This window comes from Paenibacillus lentimorbus NRRL B-30488, from assembly GCF_000411595.1.
In the GTDB taxonomy this organism is placed as follows: Bacteria; Bacillota; Bacilli; order Bacillales; family Bacillaceae; genus Bacillus; species Bacillus velezensis.
This window is the reverse complement of the sequence record NZ_ANAT01000021.1, coordinates 197,227-221,626: the sequence shown is the minus strand read 5'-3', so window position 1 is coordinate 221,626 and position 24,400 is coordinate 197,227. Positions and strand designations below refer to the sequence as shown.

General features: G+C 46.6%; 18 protein-coding genes, 9 pseudogenes and 1 other annotated feature. Of the genes and pseudogenes, 22 read left to right on the top strand and 5 right to left on the bottom strand.

Annotated features, from left to right (window positions below):
* The first annotated feature begins 4 nt into the window (after positions 1–4).
* The 6 genes and pseudogenes from mnmA to D368_RS12830 all read left to right on the top strand — a co-directional run bounded on the left by mnmA (position 5) and on the right by D368_RS12830 (position 5,156).
* Positions 5–1,119 (top strand): annotated as a pseudogene (mnmA, locus tag D368_RS12855) (tRNA 2-thiouridine(34) synthase MnmA).
* Between the two features lie 87 nt (positions 1,120–1,206).
* Positions 1,207–1,827 (top strand): tetratricopeptide repeat protein, encoded by a 621-nt coding sequence (locus D368_RS12850; RefSeq protein WP_128574854.1) that lies wholly within the window; start codon positions 1,207–1,209, stop codon positions 1,825–1,827.
* A gap of 18 nt (positions 1,828–1,845) precedes the next feature.
* Positions 1,846–4,222 (top strand): annotated as a pseudogene (gene recD2 / locus D368_RS12845) (SF1B family DNA helicase RecD2).
* Positions 4,223–4,340: 118 nt separating this feature from the next.
* Positions 4,341–4,799 carry a PRC-barrel domain-containing protein gene (locus tag D368_RS12840; protein ID WP_017418223.1) on the top strand — a complete coding sequence of 153 codons (459 nt, stop codon included), beginning with the start codon at positions 4,341–4,343 and terminating at the stop codon, positions 4,797–4,799.
* A 12-nt stretch (positions 4,800–4,811) separates the two neighbouring features.
* Entirely contained in the window at positions 4,812–5,003 is a 192-nt protein-coding gene (locus tag D368_RS12835; RefSeq protein WP_003152738.1) for a hypothetical protein, read from the top strand.
* 21 nt (positions 5,004–5,024) lie between these two features.
* Positions 5,025–5,156: a YrzQ family protein gene (locus tag D368_RS12830; RefSeq protein ID WP_003152741.1), complete on the top strand. Its 132-nt coding sequence runs from the start codon at positions 5,025–5,027 to the stop codon at positions 5,154–5,156.
* Positions 5,157–5,191: 35 nt separating this feature from the next.
* Here the strand turns inward: D368_RS12830 and D368_RS12825 are convergent.
* The 4 genes and pseudogenes from D368_RS12825 to D368_RS12810 all read right to left on the bottom strand — a co-directional run bounded on the left by D368_RS12825 (position 5,192) and on the right by D368_RS12810 (position 8,150).
* Positions 5,192–5,849: pseudogene (locus D368_RS12825) on the bottom strand (amino acid ABC transporter permease).
* An 18-nt stretch (positions 5,850–5,867) separates the two neighbouring features.
* Positions 5,868–6,518 (bottom strand): amino acid ABC transporter permease, encoded by a 651-nt coding sequence (locus D368_RS12820; protein ID WP_058906206.1) that lies wholly within the window; start codon positions 6,516–6,518, stop codon positions 5,868–5,870.
* Between the two features lie 56 nt (positions 6,519–6,574).
* Complete coding sequence (locus D368_RS12815) at positions 6,575–7,402, bottom strand: transporter substrate-binding domain-containing protein (protein WP_070082155.1); 828 nt, start codon at positions 7,400–7,402, stop codon at positions 6,575–6,577.
* Positions 7,403–7,422: 20 nt separating this feature from the next.
* Positions 7,423–8,150, bottom strand: a pseudogene (locus D368_RS12810) (amino acid ABC transporter ATP-binding protein).
* Positions 8,151–8,369: 219 nt separating this feature from the next.
* On the opposite strand from D368_RS12810, the gene D368_RS12805 reads away from it, so the two are divergent.
* From D368_RS12805 to D368_RS12745, 13 genes and pseudogenes are all read left to right on the top strand, one after another.
* Complete coding sequence (locus D368_RS12805) at positions 8,370–9,431, top strand: AI-2E family transporter (RefSeq protein ID WP_014305488.1); 1,062 nt, start codon at positions 8,370–8,372, stop codon at positions 9,429–9,431.
* 43 nt (positions 9,432–9,474) lie between these two features.
* Positions 9,475–9,682: a binding site (T-box leader), on the top strand.
* A gap of 80 nt (positions 9,683–9,762) precedes the next feature.
* Positions 9,763–12,398, top strand: a pseudogene (gene alaS, locus D368_RS12800) (alanine--tRNA ligase).
* An 84-nt stretch (positions 12,399–12,482) separates the two neighbouring features.
* A complete protein-coding gene (locus tag D368_RS12795) occupies positions 12,483–12,749 on the top strand; it encodes an IreB family regulatory phosphoprotein (protein WP_012118070.1) in 267 nt (88 codons plus the stop codon).
* A gap of 8 nt (positions 12,750–12,757) precedes the next feature.
* Positions 12,758–13,173, top strand: a pseudogene (ruvX, locus tag D368_RS12790) (Holliday junction resolvase RuvX).
* A 12-nt stretch (positions 13,174–13,185) separates the two neighbouring features.
* The gene (locus D368_RS12785; protein ID WP_003152751.1) at positions 13,186–13,467 is read left to right on the top strand and encodes a DUF1292 domain-containing protein; all 282 of its coding nucleotides are present in this window, start codon (positions 13,186–13,188) and stop codon (positions 13,465–13,467) included.
* Between the two features lie 108 nt (positions 13,468–13,575).
* Positions 13,576–14,666 (top strand): annotated as a pseudogene (mltG, locus tag D368_RS12780) (endolytic transglycosylase MltG).
* Positions 14,667–14,817: 151 nt separating this feature from the next.
* Positions 14,818–15,471, top strand: coding sequence for an O-methyltransferase (locus D368_RS12775; RefSeq protein WP_128574850.1), 654 nt, complete (start codon positions 14,818–14,820; stop codon positions 15,469–15,471).
* 6 nt (positions 15,472–15,477) lie between these two features.
* Positions 15,478–16,407 (top strand): peptidase U32 family protein, encoded by a 930-nt coding sequence (locus D368_RS12770; RefSeq protein WP_003152757.1) that lies wholly within the window; start codon positions 15,478–15,480, stop codon positions 16,405–16,407.
* Between the two features lie 17 nt (positions 16,408–16,424).
* A pseudogene (locus D368_RS12765) lies at positions 16,425–17,692 on the top strand (peptidase U32 family protein).
* Positions 17,693–17,698: 6 nt separating this feature from the next.
* The gene (udk, locus tag D368_RS12760) at positions 17,699–18,334 is read left to right on the top strand and encodes a uridine kinase (RefSeq protein ID WP_003152763.1); all 636 of its coding nucleotides are present in this window, start codon (positions 17,699–17,701) and stop codon (positions 18,332–18,334) included.
* Positions 18,335–18,587: 253 nt separating this feature from the next.
* Entirely contained in the window at positions 18,588–19,061 is a 474-nt protein-coding gene (greA, locus tag D368_RS12755) for a transcription elongation factor GreA (protein WP_003152766.1), read from the top strand.
* Positions 19,062–19,113: 52 nt separating this feature from the next.
* Positions 19,114–20,866, top strand: a pseudogene (locus tag D368_RS12750) (peptidoglycan D,D-transpeptidase FtsI family protein).
* A 63-nt stretch (positions 20,867–20,929) separates the two neighbouring features.
* Positions 20,930–21,646 carry a YrrS family protein gene (locus D368_RS12745; RefSeq protein ID WP_071391566.1) on the top strand — a complete coding sequence of 239 codons (717 nt, stop codon included), beginning with the start codon at positions 20,930–20,932 and terminating at the stop codon, positions 21,644–21,646.
* A 39-nt stretch (positions 21,647–21,685) separates the two neighbouring features.
* On the opposite strand, the gene D368_RS12740 is transcribed toward D368_RS12745, so the two are convergent.
* On the bottom strand, positions 21,686–21,889 hold the full coding sequence (locus tag D368_RS12740; protein ID WP_003152771.1) for a YrzA family protein: 204 nt from the start codon (positions 21,887–21,889) through the stop codon (positions 21,686–21,688).
* 182 nt (positions 21,890–22,071) lie between these two features.
* Between D368_RS12740 and D368_RS12735 the strand changes: the two genes are divergently transcribed.
* The 3 genes from D368_RS12735 to D368_RS12725 are packed head-to-tail and all read left to right on the top strand — an operon-like array spanning position 22,072 to position 24,400.
* Positions 22,072–22,713: a class I SAM-dependent methyltransferase gene (locus tag D368_RS12735; RefSeq protein WP_128574849.1), complete on the top strand. Its 642-nt coding sequence runs from the start codon at positions 22,072–22,074 to the stop codon at positions 22,711–22,713.
* Between the two features lie 20 nt (positions 22,714–22,733).
* Positions 22,734–23,429: a 5'-methylthioadenosine/S-adenosylhomocysteine nucleosidase gene (gene mtnN, locus D368_RS12730; protein ID WP_003152774.1), complete on the top strand. Its 696-nt coding sequence runs from the start codon at positions 22,734–22,736 to the stop codon at positions 23,427–23,429.
* A 47-nt stretch (positions 23,430–23,476) separates the two neighbouring features.
* On the top strand, positions 23,477–24,400 hold the full coding sequence (locus tag D368_RS12725; protein WP_014305481.1) for an O-acetylserine dependent cystathionine beta-synthase: 924 nt from the start codon (positions 23,477–23,479) through the stop codon (positions 24,398–24,400).

Sequence of the window (24,400 nt, the reverse complement as noted above, 5' to 3'; positions counted from 1 at the left end):
GCAAATGGAAAAACGGCCGGAGGATACAAGAGTCGTAGTCGGCATGTCCGGCGGCGTGGACTCTTCCGTGGCGGCCCTTCTGCTGAAGGAGCAGGGCTACGATGTAATCGGAATCTTTATGAAAAACTGGGATGATACGGACGAAAACGGTTTTTGCACGGCAACGGAAGATTATGAAGACGTCATCCGGGTCTGCAACCAGATCGGAATTCCGTATTATGCCGTCAATTTTGAGAAGCAATATTGGGAAAAGGTATTTCAATATTTCCTTGATGAATATAAAGCCGGAAGAACCCCCAATCCGGATGTCATGTGCAATAAAGAAATTAAGTTTAAGGCTTTCTTGGATCATGCTCTGTCACTCGGCGCGGATTATCTTGCGACGGGCCATTACGCCCGCGTGGACAGAAGCGCAGGTACAGTGCGCATGCTCCGCGGTCTGGATGAAAACAAGGACCAGACTTATTTTCTGAATCAGCTCAATCAGGAACAGCTCAGCAAAGTCATGTTCCCGATCGGTGATCTGCAAAAAAGCCGCGTGCGGGAAATCGCCAAAGAAGCGGAACTTGCGACAGCTGCGAAAAAAGACAGCACGGGAATCTGCTTTATCGGCGAACGCAACTTCAAAACGTTTCTCAGCCAATATCTCCCCGCTCAGCCGGGCGATATGATGACAATGGACGGAGAAATAAAAGGGCGTCATGACGGTCTGATGTATTATACAATCGGACAGCGCCACGGTCTTGGAATCGGCGGAAGCGGCGAGCCGTGGTTCGCCGTCGGTAAAGATCTTGAAAAAACATTCTGTATGTTGATCAAGGATTCCATAATCCGCTTCTGTATTCCGATAAGATCACGGCGACAAATGTCAGCTGGACGCGTCCCGGTCTGATGGACAGCGGCGAAATGACATGCACGGCGAAATTCCGCTACCGTCAGGAAGATCACAAAGTAACGGTGAAAATGACGGGTGATGATGAAGCGGAAATCATTTTTGACGGGCAGGTACGCGCCGTTACGCCGGGACAAGCCGTCGTTTTTTATGACGGAGAAGAGTGCCTCGGCGGCGGAACGATAGATGACGTTTATAAAGACGGAACAAAACTGTGGTACGTATAACACATGTAAAAAACCTCAACTCGCATGTTGGGGTTTTTTAGCGAAAGGAAGTTAAAAATGGATTATAATAAAATCGGGATTGACGCCATGCAGGAGGGCGATTTTGAAAAAGCGGCAGAGGCTTTTACGAAAGCGATTGAGGAAAACGGCCAAGATCCGGTGCCGTACATCAACTTCGCAAATCTGCTTTCTACTGTGAACGAACTCGAGCGGGCGCTTGCATTCTATAACAGAGCGCTTGAATTGGACAATTCGGCGGCAGCCGCTTATTACGGTGCGGGTAACGTATATGTGATGAAAGAATCGTTTTCCGAAGCGAAGGATATGTTTGAAAAAGCGCTTCGCTCCGGAATGGAAAACGGAGATTTGTTTTATATGCTGGGGACCGTTCTCGTTAAATTAGAGCGGCCGAAGCTTGCGCTGCCGTATTTGCAGCGTGCCGTTGAATTAAACGAAAATGACACGGAAGCGCGCTTCCAGTTCGGAATGTGTCTCGCAAATGAAGAAATGCTGGATGAGGCTCTTGCGCAGTTTGAGACGGTGATCGAGCAGGATCCGGGCCACGCGGACGCATTTTATAATGCCGGGGTCGCTTACGCGTACAAAGAAAATCGTGAAAAGGCGCTTGAGATGCTGGAAGGCGCAATCGGCATACAGCCTGATCATATGCTTGCGCTTCATGCGAAACAGCTTATCACCCAGTCATAACAAAAGGAGGGAAGGCTCGTGGATCAGCTGAACATCGAAGAACAGCCGTATGTAAAAGGCGTCATTCATACGGTCATTTATCATAATGACACCAACCTGTATACAGTGCTGAAAGTCAAGGTTGCAGAAACGTCTGAGGCGATCGAAGACAAGGTCGTATCCGTAACGGGCTACTTCCCTCTGCTGCAAGAAGATGAGACCTACACATTTTACGGAAAAACCGCCACGCATCCTAAGTTCGGCCTGCAATTTCAGGCTGAACACTTTAAAAAGAAATTCCGACCACAAAAGAAGGGATCATTCACTATTTATCAAGTGATCTGTTTGAAGGAATCGGAAAAAAAACGGCGGAAGAAATCGTCAAAAAGCTTGGAGACGGCGCGCTCAATAAAATTCTGACGGATGCGTCGGTGCTTTACGATGTGCCGAAAATGTCGAAAAAGAAAGCGGATAAGCTTGCCGGAGAGCTGCAGCGGCATCAGGGTCTTGAGCAGATTATGATCTCTCTGAACCAATACGGTTTCGGGCCCCAGCTATCCATGAAAATATATCAGGCCTACGAAACGGAAACCTTGGAGAAAATTCAGGAAAATCCTTATCAGCTTGTAAAAGATGTGGAAGGCATCGGCTTTGTGAAAGCCGACGAGCTGGGCGGAAAAATGGGTCTGTCAGGAAACCACCCGGAGCGGATCAAAGCGGCAATCTTATATACGATTGAATCGACCTGTCTTTCAGAGGGCCATACGTACATAGAGACAAAGCAGCTGATTATCAATACGCAAACGCTCCTGAATCAGTCAGCTGAAGGCGGCCGCGTCACGGAGATGGATGCGGCTGACGGCATCATCGCCCTCGGGGAGAGTAAGGATATCGTCATCGAAGGAGAGCGCTGCTATTTTCCGTCATTGTTTTACGCCGAACAAAACGTCGCAAAACGCGTGCTCGACATTGCGGCCCAGACGGAGTATGCCGATCAATTTCCTGAATCGGAATTTCTGCTTGCACTCGGTGAACTGGAAGAACGGATGAACGTTCAATACGCACCAAGCCAAAAGGATGCCATTCAAAAAGCGCTGTCCTCGCCGATGCTTTTACTGACCGGGGGACCTGGAACGGGGAAAACGACCGTTATTAAAGGAATCGTGGAATTATACAGTGAACTGCACGGCGTATCGCTTGACCCCGGTGATTATAAAAAGACGAGGCGTTTCCGGTGCTGCTTGCCGCGCCGACCGGAAGAGCCGCAAAACGGATGAGCGAATCTACGGGTCTGCCGGCTGTTACGATTCACAGGCTGCTTGGCTGGAATGGCGCTGAAGGCTTTACCTATAATGAAGATCAGCCGATTGAAGGAAAACTGATCATTATAGACGAAGCGAGTATGCTCGATATTTGGCTCGCCAGCCATTTGTTTAAGGCGCTCCCTAAGCACATTCAGCTCATTATAGTCGGTGATGAAGATCAGCTTCCTTCAGTAGGACCGGGACAGGTGCTCAGAGACCTTTTGGCTTCTGAGGTGCTGCCGACCGTACGCCTGACAGATATTTACCGTCAGGCTGAAGGATCATCCATTGTGGAACTTGCCCATGATATGAAAAAAGGACTGCTTCCAAAGGGGCTGACCGCGCCGACAAAGGACCGCTCATTTATCCGCTGTAATTCTTCACAGATTAAAGAAGTCGTGGACCAGGTCGTCTCGAACGCGTTAAAAAAGGGGTATACCTCCAGAGATATTCAAGTGCTTGCCCCGATGTACAGGGGAAAAGCGGGAATTAACGAGCTGAACATGCTTCTTCAGGACATCATGAATCCGCCTAAAGAAAAAAGGCGGGAGCTGAAATTCGGAGATGTCGTCTACAGGACGGGCGATAAAATATTGCAGCTTGTCAACCAGCCGGAAAACAATGTGTTTAACGGCGATATCGGCGAAATCGTGTCCATTTTTTATGCCAAAGAAAATACGGAAAAAGAAGACATGGTCGTCGTCTCGTTTGACGGCAACGAAATCACCTTTACGAAAAAAGATTTCAGCCAGTTTACCCACGCTTACTGCTGTTCCATCCATAAGTCGCAGGGAAGCGAATTCCCGATTGTCGTCCTGCCTGTCGTCAAAGGCTACTATCGAATGCTCAGGAGAAATCTGCTTTATACCGCCATTACAAGAGCGAAAAAATTCCTGATTCTTTGCGGAGAAGAAGAAGCGCTTGAATGGGGCGTCAAAAACAATGATGCCACCGTCAGACAGACGTCGCTTAAAAACAGGCTCACAGAGCAGACTGAAGAGATGGATGCAGAACTGGCCGCCCTGCAAAAAGAGCTGCCGTTCAGTGTATACGATGCGAACATCGGAATGGAAGGCATCACGCCTTTTGACTTTATGGAAGAAAAAGCGTAAATAAAACCCGGCACATGTTTATGCGCCGGTTTTTCGCCTGTGGAAGTCATTTCAAAGTATGCTGCCCGGCTTCTTGGCAAAACCTATACGTGTTCAACAAAAGGTGGTTGATCACACTTTGAGAACATGCCATGCAGCTGAAGGACGAACAGTATATGACGAAAACACCGGGCGAAGTCTCGGAATGATATCGGATGTATGTTTCTCTCTGGACGGCCGGTTTCTCGGTTTCGTGCTGGAGCAGAAACGCTTGTTTCACAACCGCCATCTTTTTTTAGGGGCAAGTGATATAAAAGAGATGGATCAAGAAGCCGTAGCTGCCGGTCATGCTCATTTGCAGCCTTTGCCGAAGAGCTGTTTCACCTTTGAACAGATTAAAATGCAGCCGGTGAAATCGCCTGATGGTGAAATGTTCGGTTTGCTGGAAGATGTATACTTTTGTTTGGACAGGGGCATAATCGTAGCATATGAACTCTCGGACGGCTTCTTTTCAGATCTGGCTGGCAGACGCCAAGTGCGCCGCGCCGCCGATACGCTTATTGAAGCGGGGAAAGAAGGCATCGTCCTGAACGGATAAGAGGTGTAGTCTGTGCTTGTATGTCCGAACTGCAAAAGTAAAGATATCGGCAAAATCGGCGTAAACCAATACTATTGCTGGGGCTGCTTCATTGAGCTGACGGTGGCCAAAGGCAAAATTGCGACACATCAAGTAGAGGAAGACGGCACGTTAAGCAGTCTTGATGATTTGTTTTCTGAAGACGAACGCAGTATCAATTTTTAAAGTTGAAAGGAGATACGCGCGATGGGCAGAACAATGACCTCTCTGTTGGCTTTAGGAGCTGGAGCCGTTATGTATCGTATGGCTTCTCAGTCCGATATGCTGAATAAAAAAGGGATGAAACGGATGAGAAGACGAGTCATGAAAATGTTTTAAGCAGAAAAAAGGATACTTCTCCGGAAGTATCCTTTTTACGTTTGTCTCGCTTCCAGCCGTCTGGCTGCGAGAGACAGGCTGTAATTAACCGCGAAATACATCAGGGCCGCCAGCAGAAAGATCGGGAAAAAATACCCCCCGTCAGCGCTTTGTCCGTTTAAAATCTGCGCGTTATGAATCAGTTCGGGCAGAGCGATGACGACCGCAAGTGACGTATCCTTTAATAAGGAGATAAACTGGCTCACAATCGGAGGAACCATACGCCTGAGCGCCTGCGGCATGACGACGAGAAAAAGAGTCTGCGTGTACGTCAGTCCTGAAGAACGCGCCGCTTCAATCTGTCCTTTGTCAACGGATTGCAAACCGCTTCTGATGATTTCTGACAGCATGGCCGATTCAAAAATCGTCAGCGCCGTGATGGCGGCCGCGGTAATTTCCAGTTTGATCCCGATTTCCGGAAGGGCAAAAAACGTAAAGAAAATGATTAATAACAGCGGCAGGTTGCGGATGGTTTCCACAATGGCCCCTATAATGCCCGAGACGATAGGAATTTTCGCATAGCGCAAAGTGCCGGCGGCAAGCCCGAACATAAAACTCAGGACAATGGAGATCAGCGCAACATAAAGTGTGACCAAAAAAGCCGTCCCATAAAAACAGCAGATGGTCAGGTGTATAGGCGCCGCTAAAATCCATGTTTTTCACTCTCCTTCTCTAATAACTCTTTCCGAGACGTCTTTCCAAATAGTGAACCCCGATGCTGAGCGGGATCGTTAATATCAAATAAAAAAGCGCGACGAAAATATAGACATCAAACACGACAAGAGTGCTCGAGGACACGAGATCCGCCTGATACATCAAATCGAGTCCCGCCACCACTCCGAGTATTGATGAGTTTTTGACAAGGTTGAGAAATTGGTTTCCGAGCGGGGGAATGACGATTTTTACGGCCTGAGGAAGAATGATATATCTCATCGCCTGACTGTAGGTGAAGCCTGACGATCTGGCCGCTTCCATCTGCCCTTTGGGGACAGTCTGAATTCCGGCTCTGATGGCTTCTGCGATAAAGGCGGACGTGTAAATCGTAAGCGCAATCGTTCCCGCCTGAAAGCCGTCCAGTCTCAGCCCGGCGTTCGGAAGTCCGAAATAAAAAACGAATGTGATGAGGAGAAGCGGGATGTTCCGGATAAATTCCACATACGCAGTGCCGATCCATTGAAGGGGTTTGAAAGCCGTGATTCTCATGACTGCGATCAGAACGCCCACCGCAAAGCTGCCTGCCAGCGCGATGAAGCTCGCAAGCAATGTGTGCAGGAAACCGTCCATATACATATCGAAGTTTTCCGTTAAAATTGAAAAGTTCATCTATGTCACTCCTTATAAAACGGGGATGAGCATGCCTGCTCATCCCGCGGTCCGTCCTATTTTGCCGGTTCTTCTTTTATCCATTTTTTATAGATTTTTTCGTACCTGCCGTCGGCTTTCATTTTTTTCAAAGAGGCGTTGATTTCTTTGACAAGGCCGGATTGGCCTTTTTTGACGGCGATTCCGTAAGGTTCATCGGTGAAGGTTTCGCCCGTCAGCTGATATTGTTTATTTTCATCCGCCATGCCGTATAAAATCGCATTATCGGTTGTGAGCGCATCTCCCTGTCCCGCTTTAAGCGCAGTGAACGCTTCGGCGTAATTTTCAAATTCCAGCACTGAGGCGTCAGGCGCTTTTTCTCTGATGTTCTGTGAGGAAGTGGAACCTTTTACCGCCAATACTTTTGAGCCTTTTCCCAGGTCTTCGGTGCTTTTGATGCTGCTTCCTTTTTTGACGAGCAGGGATTGCCCGGCTTCAAAATAAACATCTGAGAAATCAACTTCTTTTTTCCGCTCATCCGTTATCGTCATCGTGGCGGTGATGGCGTCGATATCTCCGTTTTGCAGCATCGGAATTCTCGTTTTTGACGTCACTTCTTTAAATTCCGCTTTCTTCTCATCCCCCAGAATATCTTTTGCGAGCTGTTTTGAGATATCAATATCGAAGCCTTCAATATCACCGGAGCTTGGGTTTTTCAGCCCGAATAACCTCGTATCGGTTTTGACGCCGAAGATGATTTTGTCTCTGTCTTTAATAGAGGCTAACGTGTCTTTTCCCGTTCCTTTTGAATCCCCGGACGTTTCTTTCCCTCCGCAGGCTGCCAGCATAAAGACGGCCAGCAGTGATATCAATCCGAATGACAACCATTTTGTTACGCGTGACATAAGCGCTCCTCCGTTTCTTTTCAGTGATTTAAAATACGGCTTAAGAATAAACGCGCCCTCTCTTCACGGGGGCTTTCGTAAAATTCAGCCGGTGCAGCTTCTTCTAAGATGGATCCGCCGTCGATAAACACGATGCGGTCCGCCACTTCTTTTGCGAATCCCATTTCATGTGTGACGACTGCCATGGTCATGCCTTCCTTTGCGAGTGTTTTCATGACATCCAGCACTTCTCCGATCATTTCCGGATCAAGCGCGGATGTGGGTTCATCAAACAGCATAATTTCGGGCTTCATCGCAAGCCCCCTGGCGATGGCAACACGCTGCTGCTGGCCGCCGGAAAGCTGTGAAGGATAAGCGTCCGCTTTGTCCGGTATACCGACTTTTTTCAAATAGTATAAGGCCGTTTCCTTTGCTTCTTCTTTTGATTGCTTGAGCACTTTGATCGGTGCGAGCATGATGTTTTGCAGAACGGTTTTGTGCGGGTACAGATGAAAATGCTGAAACACCATTCCGATATTCCGGCGGACCTGATTGATATCCGTTTTCTTGTCATGGATGGAGACGCCGTTTACCGTTAAGGCGCCTCCATCAACTGTTTCCAGCTGATTAATGCAGCGGAGAAGCGTGCTTTTTCCCGATCCTGAAGGTCCGATGATAACGACGACTTCCCCTTTTTAATGTGCAGATTAATGTTTTTCAGCACGTGGAAATGTCCGTAGTGCTTATTTACATCCTGAAATGAAATCATGGCCATCCTCCTTAAAAAAACATGAGTCATATTGACTGGACAGTTTTGAAATCCTTTAACACATTACGATGGTTATACAGACTTTTATGAATATTAGTTAGACTATTTCGTAATTTCTGATAATTATTTCCGTCAAGAGGTCTGCGTCATAAGGCGGAGTTTATGAATCGGGAATAATTCCGGCTTTCTGTCAAAAGATAAAGGAAGAGGTGAAACGTCATGCTTCAAAAACCGCTGCAGCTCTTAATGTGGACGGCTGTATGTCTGCTCGTTTTGTTAACAGTGTATGTCTTTTGCATGCTCGATATGTTATGGTCTCCCATTTGGCTTGTTATAAAATCTCTCTTTATTCCTATATTCATCGCAGTATTTATTGCTTATCTTTTACTTCCGATTACTGAATGGCTTCATAGAAAAGGGATGCCTAGAACTTTAAGCCTGCTTCTGATTTATTGCCTGTTTTTCGGCGGAATCGGCTGGGGGGTTTATAAAGGGGTTCCTGTTTTAATTGAACAGCTGCAGGATCTGTCTGAGAGCATTCCCGGTCTTGCCGAAAACTACAACAGCATGCTGAGGCATCTGCATAATCACACGGATCATTGGCCTGACGGCATGCACCATCGGATGGACAAAATGATTCAGCAGACAGAAACGTTTCTCGCCGGCACGATTGAAAGCACGATCAGAAGCATCCGTTTCGTGCTTGATTATATCCTGATCGCGGCGACGATTCCTTTTCTCGTGTTCTATATGGTGAAGGATATAGACGTTATGAAAAAGACGGTCTGGTATTTGACGCCGAAATCCTGGAGAAAAAGGGGGAGTGAATTTCTGCGGGATGTGGACGACTCTCTCGGTGATTACATCCGCGGTCAGCTTCTCGTTTGTTTTTTGCTCGGGTTCATAGCCGGCGTTTCATTTTGGCTGTTCGGGCTTCCTTACCCGCTGATTTTGGGCCTTGCCATCGGGATTACGAATGTCATCCCGTATTTCGGTCCGTTTATCGGCGCTGTGCCGGCGCTGCTCCTTTCGCTGGCGATTTCCTCCAAGGCTGTGATCATCGTAATCGTCACGATTTTTATTCTTCAATTTATAGAAGGAAACATTTTGAGCCCGCTCATTGTCGGGCGAAGTCTCAGGATGCACCCCGTCGTGATCATGCTTGCGCTTCTTGCCGGAGGGGAGCTCGCGGGCATTCCCGGCATGATTCTCGCTGTTCCGGCGGCAGCCGTTTTAAAAGTGACGGCCATTCACTTTTTGCGGATCAGGACGGAACATTGACATTCGGGTTCTGCTTGTCTATAATTTCGAGTAGAATACATACGAATCTCGAGTGACGGATATGAGTACGCCGAAGCCCTGTTTAAGAGAGAAGCTCCGATACGCTGAAAGGAGCTTCAGCAGAAGATCGGCCGAAGCTAATCCTGAGTGCAGTTAAAGGCTGCCGCAATCCTGCGTTACGGGATGAAAGGTGACAGGCCTTTTTCGGCCTGTAATCAGGGTGGTACCGCGAGACAGCTCTCGTCCCTGTGTGAACGCATGGTTTGCATAGGGAGAGAGCTTTTTTGCTGTCGCAAAAGAGAATTTCGGGTAGTGATAAGGAGGAATATAGATGAAACACTTAACTTCTGCTGAAGTGCGTCAAATGTTTTTAGATTTCTTTAAAGAAAAAGGCCATGCCGTTGAACCGAGCGCCTCATTGGTTCCGCATGAAGATCCGTCTTTATTATGGATCAACAGCGGCGTTGCGACGCTGAAAAAATACTTTGACGGCCGCGTTGTGCCGGAGAATCCGAGAATTGTAAACGCGCAAAAATCAATCCGCACAAATGATATTGAAAATGTGGGGAAAACGGCGCGCCATCACACGTTCTTTGAGATGCTCGGAAATTTTTCCATCGGTGATTATTTTAAAGAAGAAGCCATCACGTGGGCTTGGGAGTTTTTAACGAGCGAAAAGTGGATCGGCTTTGATCCGGAGCTGCTGTCTGTAACGGTTCACCCTGAGGATGAAGAAGCTTATACGCTATGGGCGGAAAAAATCGGCGTTCCGGAAGAAAGAATCATCCGTCTGGAAGGGAACTTCTGGGATATCGGCGAAGGCCCGAGCGGACCGAATACGGAAATTTTCTATGACCGCGGCGAGAAATACGGCAATGATCCGTCAGATTCTGAATTGTATCCGGGCGGCGAAAATGACCGCTATCTTGAAGTGTGGAACCTGGTATTCTCAGAGTTCAACCACAACCCGGACGGCACGTACACACCGCTTCCGAAGAAAAACATTGATACGGGCATGGGGCTTGAACGGATGGTCTCCGTGATTCAGGACGTCCCGACAAACTTTGACACTGATTTGTTTATGCCGATTATTGAAGCAACAGAGCGTATTTCCGGAGATACTTACGGAAAGGATGCAGTGAAGGATACGGCCTTTAAAGTGATCGCCGATCATATCAGAACGGTCGCATTTGCGGTAAGCGACGGAGCTCTGCCGTCAAATGAAGGGCGCGGGTATGTACTGAGACGCCTCTTGCGCCGGGCGGTGCGATACGCGAAAACCATCGGTATCAGCCGTCCGTTTATGTACGAGCTGGTTCCGACTGTTGCAGGAATTATGGACGCTTTCTATCCGGAGGTGAAAGAAAAGCAAGAGTTTATCGCCAAAGTCATCAAAACGGAGGAAGAGCGCTTCCATGAAACATTAAACGAAGGTCTGGCCATTTTATCCGACGTGATAAAGAAAGAGAAGGAAAAAGGCAGCGGCATCATCTCCGGAAAAGACGTATTCAAACTGTACGATACGTACGGATTCCCGGTTGAATTGACGGAGGAATACGCGGAAGATGAGCAAATGAAGGTTGACCATAAAGGCTTTGAAGCCGAAATGGAAAAACAGCGTGAACGGGCGAGAAATGCGCGCCAAGATGTAGGAAGCATGCAGGTGCAGGGCGGCGCATTGCGCGACATTACCGCAGAAAGCACATTTGTCGGCTACAGTTCCGTAAAAGCTGAAGCGAAGGTAATCGAGCTTCTTCATGACGGTCAATTAATCAGCGAGGCGCAGGAAGGGGATACCGTCCAAATCCTTCTCGACAAAACGCCTTTCTATGCTGAAAGCGGCGGACAGATCGGTGACAGAGGAGTGCTGAGAAGCGAGCAGGCTGTCGTAACCATTAAGGACGTGAAAAAGCTCCAAACGGTCAGCATGTACACGAAGGCACGGTGGATAGCGGCACGATTCAAAAAGGCGCAAGCGTGACGGCTGAAGTTGAAGATCAAATGAGAAGCGGCGTGGTGAAAAACCATACAGCAACCCACCTTCTGCACCAGGCGCTGAAAGACGTTCTCGGCACACATGTCAACCAAGCGGGTTCACTCGTTACCGAAAATCGTCTGCGTTTTGACTTCTCTCATTTCGGTCAAGTGACAAAAGAAGAACTTGAACGCATTGAAGGAATCGTCAACGAAAAAATCTGGGAGAGCATTCCGGTAGCGATTGATTTGAAACCGATCAATGAAGCGAAAGAAATGGGCGCGATGGCCCTGTTCGGCGAGAAATACGGCGATATCGTCCGCGTCGTACAAGTCGGAGATTACAGCCTTGAGCTTTGCGGCGGATGCCATGTCACGAATACGGCTGAAATCGGTCTGTTTAAAATCGTATCCGAATCAGGGATCGGCGCAGGTACGCGAAGAATCGAAGCCGTAACAGGAAAAGGCGCTTATCAGGAAATGAACAGCCAGCTCAGCCTTCTGCAGCACGCTGCGGACGAGCTGAAATCAAACGTAAAAGACGTACCGAAGCGAATTCAGTCTCTTCAAGCAGAGCTGAAGGAAGCGCAAAGAGAAAATGAATCATTGCTCAGCAAACTTGGCAATGTGGAAGCCGGAGCCATTCTGTCTAAAGTAAAAGACATCGGCGGCGTAAAAGTGCTGGCTGAAAAAGTAAATGCGAAAGACATGAACCACCTTCGCACTATGGTGGATGATCTGAAAGCGAAGCTCGGTTCTGCGGTCATCATTCTCGGCGCCGTGCAAAATGAGAAAGTCAACCTTTCAGCAGGCGTGACAAAAGACCTGATCGAAAAAGGCCTTCACGCCGGCAAAATGGTCAAACAAGCGGCTGAAGTCTGCGGAGGCGGAGGCGGAGGCCGTCCGGACATGGCGCAGGCCGGCGGAAAGCAGCCTGAAAAATTGGAAGAGGCGCTCGCATCTGCGGAAGATTGGATAAAATCCGTTTTATAATCCTTTCAACTAGTGTAGAATGATGATAAGATGAGGACCTCAGGCTGAACTTTGCCTGCGAATTTGGGAAAGAGGTGCAAAACGGTGAGCTCGTTTGATAAAACGATGAAATTTAATTTCTCCGATGATTCTGCTGAAACAAACGTCGAAGAAGTGCTGAATACGGTATATGATGCGCTTCAGGAAAAGGGGTACAATCCTATCAACCAGATTGTCGGATACTTGCTGTCTGGAGATCCTGCATACATTCCTAGGCATCGCGACGCCCGGAACTTAATTCGCAAACTGGAACGTGACGAATTAATCGAGGAATTGGTAAAATCCTATCTAGAACAGCATAAAGAGGCGTAAATACATTCATGAGAATATTGGGACTTGATCTTGGTACGAAAACACTCGGCGTAGCTTTAAGCGATGAAATGGGCTGGACCGCTCAGGGCATTGAGACGATAAAAATAAACGAGGCTGAAGGAGATTACGGTCTGGACCGTTTATCCGAGCTGATGAAAGACTATAATGTAGAGAAGATCGTGCTCGGTTTTCCGAAAAACATGAACGGGACGATCGGTCCGAGAGGCGAAGCCAGCCAAACATTTGCGAAACTGCTTGAAACAGCGTACAATGTCCCTGTTGTGCTGTGGGACGAGCGTCTGACGACGATGGCGGCTGAAAAAATGCTGATCGCGGCTGACGTCAGCAGGCAAAAACGAAAAAAGTCATTGATAAAATGGCGGCTGTCATGATCCTTCAAGGATATCTGGACAGTTTAAACTAAGAGGTGAAAGAAATGGAACACGGCGAAAAACACATTACAATTGTCGATGATCAAGGCAACGAACAGCTTTGCGAAGTGCTGTTCACATTTGAAAACGACACATTCAACAAATCTTACGTACTTTATTATCCGATTGATGCTCAAGACGATGATGAAATCGAAATTCACGCTTCAAGCTTCGAACCGAACGAAAACGGTGAAGACGGCGAACTGATGCCGATTGAAACTGATGAAGAGTGGGAAATGATCGAAGAAACGCTGAACACGTTTTTAGCGGAAGAAGACGAAGAATAAAATGAACAGAAAAAGCCGGAGCGCATATGTGCTTCGGCTTTTTTGTAATAAATTGCCGAATGCACATGAATCATGTAGTATAAGAGCTGTTGGGAGGAAAATACTTGTATGAATATCAATCAGACTAAAAATTCATTTCCGCGTAAAAACAAAAAACAACGATAATACTGTCCTCCGTGATTGCTCTGCTTATCATCATTTGCGGTGCTTTTTTCTATGGAAAATCTCTGCTGTCTCCGGTTGACAAAGACAGCAAAACGGCAGTCAATATTAATATTCCTAGCGGTTCTTCCGTTTCGGCAATCGCTGAAATTCTTGAGGATCAGCATGTCATCAAAAGCAAAAAAGCATTTCAGCTGTATGTGAAGTATAAAGGCGCTTCCGGGTTTCAGGCGGGATTTTACCACCTGAATAAAGGAATGGATGCGGATGCGATTATCAAAAAACTGACCGCGGGATCAACGGGATATGCCTTTCAGATCTCCGTTCCTGAAGGAAAACAGCTTACACAGATTGCGGATGCGATCGCAAAAGAAACATCATATTCAAAAGAAGAGATTATGGCGAAACTGGATGACAAAACATTCATCGGCAAACTGAAAAAACAGTTTCCTGATACAATAACGGACGCACTTTCAAACAAGAAGCTCAAGCATCCGCTCGAAGGCTATCTGTATCCGGCCACATATCCGTTTAATGATCCGGATGCATCGCTTGACACGATTTTGACGGCAATGGTTCAGGAAACAAACACCCGTATCGAAACGTATAAATCTGAACTGGAAAAAAAGAAACTTTCCGTCCATAACGCGCTGACGATGGCATCGCTTATTGAAGAAGAAGCCACCGCCAAAGCCGACCGTCACAAAATCGCCAGCGTTTTTTACAACAGGCTTGCAGAAAAAATGCCGCTGCAGACTGATCCGACGGTATTATATGCGGCCGGCAGGCATAAAAGCCGGGTCTACTACAAAGACCTGAAAATTGATTCTCCGTTTAATACGTATAAACATAAAGGGCTGCCGCCGGGACCGATTGCAAATGCCGGCGATTCATCATGGGAAGCGGCTCTCCGCCCTGACAAAACGGATTATCTCTATTTCCTTGCAAAATCAAACGGCGAGGTCGTTTTCACCAAAACATTAAAAGACCATAATAAAGCGAAGGAAAAGTATATTTCCAAAAAAGACAGCGAATAAAAGGAGGGCAAAAGCTCTCCTTTTATTCCATTCTGAAAGGTTTTATGATAAAATATATCGGGTTGTTTACTTATGGATAAAGAAGTGTCTTAAGAGAGTGTCCCCGCGGATTCGTCAGGGGCACTCCTTTTTAGAACGGAGGCTGTTTGCCGTGAATGATCGGTATGAACAAATAAACGAGTATATAAACGCGATGCTGAAGCCTCGGCCTGATAAAGTGAAAAAGCTTGAAGCCTATGCAAAAGAGCACCATGTTCCGATTATGGAAGAAGCGGGCATTGAAGTGCTGCTTCAAATGCTGTCGATTCAACAGGCGAAAAACATTTTGGAAATCGGCGCGGCAATCGGATATTCCGCCATACGGATGGCGCTTGAGCTTCCGGATGCGAATATTTACACGATTGAACGGGACGGCAAACGCTATGAAGAAGCTGTGAACAATATAAAAGACTTTGAAATGGAAAAACGGATTCACGTAATGCACGGGGATGCGCTGGAACTTTCTGAGTCTGTCCGTGTCACGGCTCCTTATGATGCCATTTTTATCGACGCGGCCAAAGGCCAGTACACGAACTTTTTTGAGCTCTATGAACCGATGCTTGCGCCGGATGGAGTCATTTTTACGGACAATGTTCTGTTTAAAGGACTGGTGGCACAAAATCACTCGGACATTGAGCCGAAAAGAAGACGGAAGCTTGTTGAAAAAATTGATCAATATAACCAATGGCTGATGAACCGGCCTGACTATCAAACGGTCATACTGCCGGTCGGAGACGGCATCGCCATCAGTAAAAAGAAGAGGTGAATGATCATGAAAAAACCTGAACTTTTGGTGACTCCGACTTCTGTACAGGATATTCTTCCGCTCATTCAAGCGGGCGCAACGGCCCTGTTAGTCGGAGAACAGAGATACGGCCTGAGACTGGCCGGTGAATTTTCAAGAGAAGATATAAAAGAAGCCGTAAAGACAGCTCATCAGGAAGGCGCGAAAGTGTATGCCGCCGTCAATGCTATTTTTCACAACGAAAAAGTGGACGAGCTGAACGGCTATCTTGCCTTTTTGCAGGAGGCCGGCGTTGATGCGGCTGTTTTCGGTGATCCGGCCGTTTTAATGGCGGCGCGTGAAGCGGCTCCCGATCTCAAACTGCACTGGAGCACGGAAACAACGGGTACCAACTACTATTCCTGCAATTACTGGGGACGCAAAGGCGCACGGCGGGCAGTGCTGGCTAAAGAATTAAATATGGACAGCATCATTGACATAAAAGAAAACGCCGAAGTGGAAATTGAAATTCAAATCCACGGCATGACGTGCATGTTCCAATCGAAGCGTTCTTTAGTGGGCCATTACTTCGAATACCAGGGAAAAGTCATGGACATCGAACAGAAGAAAAAAGAAGCGGGAATGTTTCTGCATGACAAGGAACGGGGCAATAAATACCCGATTTTTGAAGATGAAAACGGCACGCACATCATGAGCCCGAACGATGTGTGCATGATTGATGAATTAGAGGACCTGATGGACGCCGGCATCGATTCTTTCAAAATTGACGGAGTTTTGAAGTCTCCTGAATACTTAACTGAAGTGACCCGCATGTACAGAGAAGCAATCGATCTGTGCTTTGAAAGCCGAGAGACATACGAAGAGAAAAAAGAGAGCTGGATAGAGCGGATTGAAAGCATTCAGCCTGTGAACAGAAGCATCGACACAGGATTCTTCTTTAAAGAAACGGTCTATTAAAAAGGAGGGTGCAACGGATGACAGCCGTAAATCAAACCATTTCCAAAGTCGTAAACGGAAAACGCGTCATTACGAAAAACCTGAACTCCTTGCTCCGGCAGGAAACCTTGAAAAATTAAAAATTGCCGTTCATTACGGAGCGGACGCGGTTTTTATCGGAGGACAGGAATACGGACTCCGCTCAAATGCGGATAACTTCTCAATAGAAGAAATCGCAGAGGGCGTAGAATTTGCCAAAAAATACGGGGCAAAAATATATGTGACAACAAACATTTTCGCCCATAATGAAAATATGGACGGTCTGGAAGAATACTTAAAAGCGTTGGGAGACGCAAAAGTTGCCGGAATTATCGTCGCTGATCCGCTGATTATTGAAACATGCCGGAGAGTGGCCCCGGACGTAGAAATTCACCTCAGTACACAGCAGTCCCTTTCAAACTGGAAAGCGGTGCAGTTCTGGAAAGAAGAAGGGCTTGACCGCGTGGTGCTTGCCCGTGAAACGAGCGGACTGGAAATTAAAGAAATGAAGGAAAAGGTGGATATTGAAATCGAAACCTTTATCCACGGCGCTATGTGTATCGCTTATTCAGGACGATGCGTGCTGAGCAATCACATGACAGCCCGGGATTCCAACCGCGGCGGCTGCTGTCAGTCCTGCCGCTGGGATTATGACCTGTATCAGACAGACGGTGCAAACGCGGTCGCGCTCTATGACGAAGAAGACGCTCCGTTTGCGATGAGCCCGAAAGATTTAAAATTGATTGAATCCATTCCGCAAATGATCGAGATGGGTATCGACAGTCTGAAAATTGAAGGCCGGATGAAATCGATTCATTACGTTGCGACGGTTGTCAGCGTGTATCGCAAAGTCATCGACGCATACTGCGCTGATCCTGAAAACTTTGTCATTCAAAAAGAATGGCTGGATGAGCTGGACAAATGTGCAAACCGGGATACCGCGCCTGCTTTCTTTGAAGGCACGCCCGGGTATGAAGAGCAGATGTTCGGCGAACACGGAAAGAAAACAACATTTGATTTTGCCGGTCTCGTGCTCGCGTATAACGAGGAAACTCAAATGGTGACGCTCCAGCAGCGCAATTTCTTTAAACAAGGTGACGAAGTGGAATTTTTCGGTCCTGAAATCGACAATTTCACATTCACAATCGGCACTATTTGGGACGAAGACGGAAACGAGCTTGATGCTGCCCGCCATCCCCTGCAAATCGTTACATTTAAAGTAGACAAAAAGATTTATCCGAGCAACATGATGAGAAAGGGGAAGTAATCACCAATGGGTAAGAGTCCTGTAGTTATAGGCATCGCAGGAGGGTCCGGATCAGGAAAAACAAGCGTCACCCGTTCCATCTATGAACAGTTTAAAGGACACTCGATTTTAATGATCCAGCAAGACCTTTATTATAAAGACCAAAGCCATCTTCCGTTTGAAGAAAGGCTGAACACAAACTATGATCACCCGCTCGCATTTGATAATGACTATTTAATCGAGCATATTCAAGAGCTTTTGAATTACCGGCCGATAGAAAAGCCGATTTATGATTATAAACTGCATACGCGTTCTGAGGAAACCATTCCGGTTGAGCCGAAGGATGTCATTATTCTTGAAGGCATTCTCGTTCTCGAAGATAAAAGACTTCGCGACCTCATGGATATGAAACTTTATGTCGACACGGACGCGGATCTCCGTATCATCAGACGGATTATGAGAGATATTAACGAAAGAGGCCGTTCAATCGATTCTGTCATTGAGCAGTATGTGTCCGTCGTCAGACCGATGCACAATCAGTTTGTTGAACCGACGAAACGCTACGCGGACATCATTATTCCGGAAGGCGGACAAAACCACGTCGCAATTGATCTGATGGTCACGAAGATTCAAACGATCCTTGAACAAAATGCAATTTTGTAATACCATAGCATAGACATAAATAACTCAGACCATATTATGTATAGGCTGGAAGGGAATGAGACAGTTCCCTTCTTTCCCTGTTTATAAACCGAAACATTTGCAGAAAACACACATTCAGTTTAAGATAAACAGTACCTATATGGGAGAGAAGAACGAGGACTGCCCTGTGTTCTCATTCTTGATTTTTTCGTTTATGCTCTCATACATAATCACACGTTATTGTTGAGGGACAACCACCAAGGAGTGAAGGAACATGGCACAAGAAAAAGTTTTTCCGATGACTCACGAAGGAAAACAAAAACTTGAACAAGAATTAGAGCAATTGAAAACGGTTAAACGTAAAGAAGTAGTAGAACGCATTAAAATCGCAAGAAGCTTCGGAGATCTGTCAGAGAACTCTGAGTATGATTCCGCAAAAGAAGAACAGGCATTTGTGGAAGGGCGCATCACGACGCTTGAAAACATGATCCGCAATGCGAAAATCATCGAGGATGACGGCGGTTCAAATGTAGTCGGTTTGGGAAAAACCGTATCATTCATCGAATTGCCGGACGGTGAAGAAGAATCTTACACGATTGTCGGAAGCGCTGAAGCTGATCCGTTTGAAGGAAAAATCTCAAACGACTCGCCAATCGCAAAAAGCCTGCTCGGCAGAAAAGTGGACGAAGAAGTGACAGTTCAGACGCCGGGCGGAGAAATGCTCGTGAAAATTGTGAAAATTTCATAAGATCCGTTTAACAATGAAACACCTCGTCCAAAATGTGGATGAGGTGTTTTTTATGATCGTATCAAAAAGGCTGAAAACGGCCGTGATTTGTTTTCTGCTCGTGTTTTTCTTTCTGCTTGCTAGGCTGGCTGAAATTCAGCTGTTTTTTACAGAATCTTTTTCAAAATCCAATATTAATCTGATTCAGGAAAGCGTCAAGCAGCGGACGGAAGAAGTCCTTATTTCAGACGGTCGCGGCTCTTTTCTTGATCGGAACGGCAAAGAGCTGACCGGAAAAAAGCAGCCTGCCGTCATACTGTTTCCCTTTCTCATGACGCAGGATTGGCCGGTTGAACGGGTATCAGACATTCTCGGAATGAAACAGGGGGAGCTCAGGCAGCTGCTCACGGAAGCAAAAAAACCGGTGATCCTGAACAGCAGAAAAATAAAACATTTGACGAAACAATCCGTGGCAAATATCAATTCTTTGAAATATCCCGGCATTTACGGCGTATATATGAAAGACAGCAAAGAAACAAACATAGCCGCTCATCTGTTGGGCGCGACAAACCAGGACCCTGAGCTTTTGAAAAAGAAATACCCCGGGAGGAAGGAACTGCCGATCACGGCAAAAATCGGGACAAGCGGGATGGAGCGGACGTTTGATGAGTTTTTACTGGCGGATCAGGACACAAAACTTTTGTATCATGTCGACGGAAGGGGAAACCCTTTATTCGGAATGGACGTCAAATATACGGCTGAAGCAAACGCGTTTTATCCGCTGCAAGTCAAAACCTCCATCGACCGCAATATTCAAAAAGCAATGGAAGATGTATTGAAAGACCGCGGGTTAAAAAAGGGGGAGCCGTCCTTTTAGACATTGAAAAAAGCAGTGTGCTCGGAATGGTATCAAAGCCTGACGCTGACATGTCAAAGCAGCAGACACTGCAAAATTACATGCTGACGCCGATTTATCCGGGATCAGTGTTTAAAACGGTGATCGCCGCAGCCGCAATAGAACAAAACGAAGTGAAGCCGGGCACATCCTTTAACTGCAATCTCAACCTGTACGGAGAGCCGGGGGATGACAAAGGCACGCTCAGTTTTGGAGAAAGCTTTGCCCAAAGCTGCAATTATACGTTTACAAGTCTTGCGGAAAAATTGATCAAAAAAGATGATTCCGTTATTGAAAACATGGCGGAAAAACTAGGTCTCACACAGCGGGCGGGCTGGGAAGGCAAGCTGTACCGGGAAGACGGATTCAGGCAGCTGTATAATGAAAAAAGCGGGGTCATTTGGGGAGATGACAAAGACAAAACCGTAAAAAAAGCCGTCGCACAGACGGCGATCGGGCAAAAAAACGTGAAAGTCACGCCTCTTGAAGTCGCCAATATGATGGCGGCGATCGCGCGCGGCGGTGAAAAAAACAAGTCAAAATCGCGGACAAAATTGAATACAAAAACAAAACGACGATGGCGTCATTCAAAGATCAGCCGTTAAAAGGGGAAAACATCGACAAATATACGGCGCAGCAGCTTCAAAAAATTCTCAGAGAAGTCGTCACCTCACCGAAAGGAACCGGCCGAAGGTTTCAGGATCTGCCGTATGAGATAGCAGGCAAATCGGGAACGGCCCAGACGGGAATGTTCACAAAAGAAAAACAGACGCTTTACCACAAATGGTTTGCGGGATACTTTCCCGCGGACAAGCCGAAATACGCTCTCGTGGTGCTGCACATGGACACGCCGGGGGATAAGGCTCTGACAAATACAGTGTTTTATGATATTGTTAAAAAGGTACATGAAAATGAAACAAATCAGACATAGAACAACCGCTCAGCCCATGTTAAAATATATGCTGAGCAAGAGGGATAAAGGAGTGCAGAATGATTGAGCAATAAACAATCTCGTTTTGAAAACCGTGATAAGCGCAGAAAAGCAAATATGGTGCTTAACATTTTAATTGCTATCGTATCTATTCTTATTGTCGTCGTTGCAGTCAGCCTCTTCATCAACAGTCCGTCGAGCGACGTGAGCGAAAAAGCGGACACGAGCCAGAAGCAGGAAACACCTGCATCAGGCAAGACGAAGCAGACATCCGATGAAGACATAAAAGACAGCAAAAAAGATAAGGCATCAGACGATGACAAAAAAGATAAACAGGATAAGGACACATCTGATTCATCTTCAGACTCTGACAGCAAAAAAGACGATGATTCATCGAAAAGTGATGACAGCAGCAAAAAAGACTCTGATTCAAGCGATCCTTTTAAAGGCGCAAAAATAACAGAGGGCGGCTCATCAAGCGAAGTCGAGAAAACAATTGTTAACCCAAAATGGAAAGCGGTCGGCACAAAGCAGACGGGAGAACATGCGGCGACGTATGACTCAAGCTCTGAAGACTGGTCCGAAATGCTTGACGCCATCTCTTACGCAACAGGCGTGTCAAAAGATCACATGACAGTGCTGTGGCTCGGAAACAATGGAAGCCCGCAAGATGCGAAGGGTAAAGTTTTAGACAAAACGAACGGCAAAAAGTATCAGGTCACCATCACTTGGAAAGACAAAAAAGGCTGGAAGCCGACAAAAGTAGAAACGTTAAAATAACCGCAAAAAAGCAGCTGATTATTCAGCTGCTTTTTTCTGTCATACGTCAGCTGAAAAATGCACCGACGCGCTGTAAAGGATTCTGCCGTCAACGGCCGTCACTTGATGGGATACAGAACGGACGCGAAGCATAATCGCCTGGTTGTTTTCAATCTGAACGTTTATTTTCTTTTCAAGCTCCTGCAAAGATGCCGCTTCGAAAAATTCTACTTTATCTTTGATTAAATCCAATTGAAAATTCATCAGTACAGATCCTCCTGATTTTTCTTCTGAGTCAATGAAAGTATAAGCCTTTCTGCCGTAATTGCGCAATAATCCCAAAGTATTTTAGTACCCTTCCATTCTTTTTGTGATAGGATAGGAACTGTTCCACGATTAATCCATACTATACTCATAGGAATTATAAATTATGGAGAGTGAAAAATATGGGCCGTGAATTTATTCCATTATTTGAAGATTGGGCAGCGACTTATGATGCCACAGTGCATGGGGCAGACAAACAATATGCTGATGTTTTTAAAGGGTATGACAATATTCTTGACAGCATCGTCGCACTTTCAGGTTTAAACGTTTTAGAGTTCGGACCGGGCACAGGGAATTTAACGGCGAAATTAGCCGCCGCGAACAAAAAGGTGTTTGGTGTAGAACCATCTCCGTCAATGAGAAAACTGGCGGCTGACAAGCTTTCTGACAAAGCCGTGTTCAGTGACGGAGATTTTCTGGAGTTTCCCGCTCCGCCTTTTCAAATAGATACCATCGTCAGCTCGTACGCCTTTCATCATTTAACAGATGAAGAAAAGCAAGCGGCTGTAAAGCAATATGGCACAATCCTTCAGAAGCATGATAAAATAGTGTTTGCCGATACCGTCTTTAAAGATCATGAAGCTTATGATGAAACAATTAAAAAAGCAATCCGAAACGGCTATCATCAATTAGCGGACGATTTAAAGACGGAACATTATCCGACACTCGGGACAATGAAAAACATCTTTTCAGAAGAGGGATTTGCCGCGCGGTTTACGCAGCAAAATGACTTTGTCTGGATAATGGAGGCGATTAAACGGTAAATCGAAGGGATTGTGTATAAATGAAACTGGCAGTCATCGGAGCAATGGAAGAGGAAGTTACGATTTTAAGAAGCAAACTGAAAGACGCAAAACAAGAGATGATCGCTCACTGTGAGTTTACGACGGGCAGCTATGAAGGCGTCGAAGTTATTTTGCTGAAATCGGGGATCGGAAAAGTCAACGCCGCGATCAGCACGACGCTTCTGCTTGACCGTTTCAAACCTGATTATGTGATTAACACAGGCTCAGCGGGCGGTTTTCATCATACATTGAATGTAGGCGACGTCGTCATCTCAACAGATGTCCGCCATCATGACGTGGATGTGACGGCGTTTGACTATGAATACGGACAGGTGCCGGGTCTTCCGGCAGCATACAAAGCTGATGAAAAGCTGATCAGTATTACTGAGGAAGCGGTTTCTGAACTGAACGGCATTCAAGTCGCCAAAGGCACGATCGCTACGGGAGATTCTTTTATGAATGATCCGAAGCGGGTTGAAGACGTACGCGCCAAATTTGCGGATTTGTACGCGGTTGAAATGGAAGCTGCGGCTGTCGCACAGGTGTGCCACCAGTTCAAAACGCCTTTTGTTGTCATCAGAGCTTTATCTGATATTGCCGGAAAAGAATCTGACGTTTCATTTGATAAATTTTTAGAACAGGCTGCCGTTCATTCAACTGAGCTTGTCCTGAATGTCATCAAACGAATTCACTAAGCGGGGGATTCTCGTTCTCCTCCGCTTTTCCAGGAGGAGGACACATATTGAACGTGATAACAGATATTACAGAACTGATCGGAAATACACCGCTGCTCCGTCTCAAGCATTTTGATATACCGGAGGGAACAGCGGTTTATGCTAAACTTGAGATGATGAATCCGGGCGGAAGCATTAAAGACAGGCTGGGCGGAATGCTCATTGAAGATGCGCTTCGCACGGGAAAGGTGAAACCGGGCGGCGTTATCATCGAAGCGACTGCCGGAAACACCGGGATCGGACTCGCTCTGTGCGCAAGAAAGCATCAGCTTCGCGCCGTTTTTTGCGTCCCGGAGCATTTCAGCAGAGAAAAGCAGCAAATTATGAAAGCTCTCGGAGCGGACATCGTCCATACGCCGAGAGAAGAAGGTATGCAGGGAGCCATTCGAAAAGCGCTTGAACTGGAGAGGGAGATTAATAATTCTTATGCCGTTCTGCAATTTAAAAACCGAGTAAATCCATTGACTTACTATAAAACGATTGGACCCGAAATATGGAACGCGCTCGGCGGGGATATCCACACCTTTGTCGCAGGAGCGGGTTCCGGCGGCACCTTTGCCGGTACGGCAGCTTATTTAAAAGAGAAAAATCCTGCCGTCAAAACGGTGATCGTTGAACCGGAAGGCTCGATCCTGAACGGAGGAGAGCCGCATGCCCATAAAACGGAAGGCATCGGCATGGAGTTTATCCCGGATTATATGGACGAGAACCATTTTGACGCCATTTACACAGTGGAAGACGATACGGCGTTTTCGCTTGTCAGAGAAGCGGCCGAGAAAGAAGGCCTCTTAATCGGCAGCTCTTCAGGGGCGGCTCTTTATGCAGCACTTGAAGAAGCGAAAAAAGCGCCCGCCGGATCAAATATCGTCACTATTTTCCCTGACGGCAGCGATCGATATATAAGCAAAAACATTTTTCAAGGAGGTCAGTAA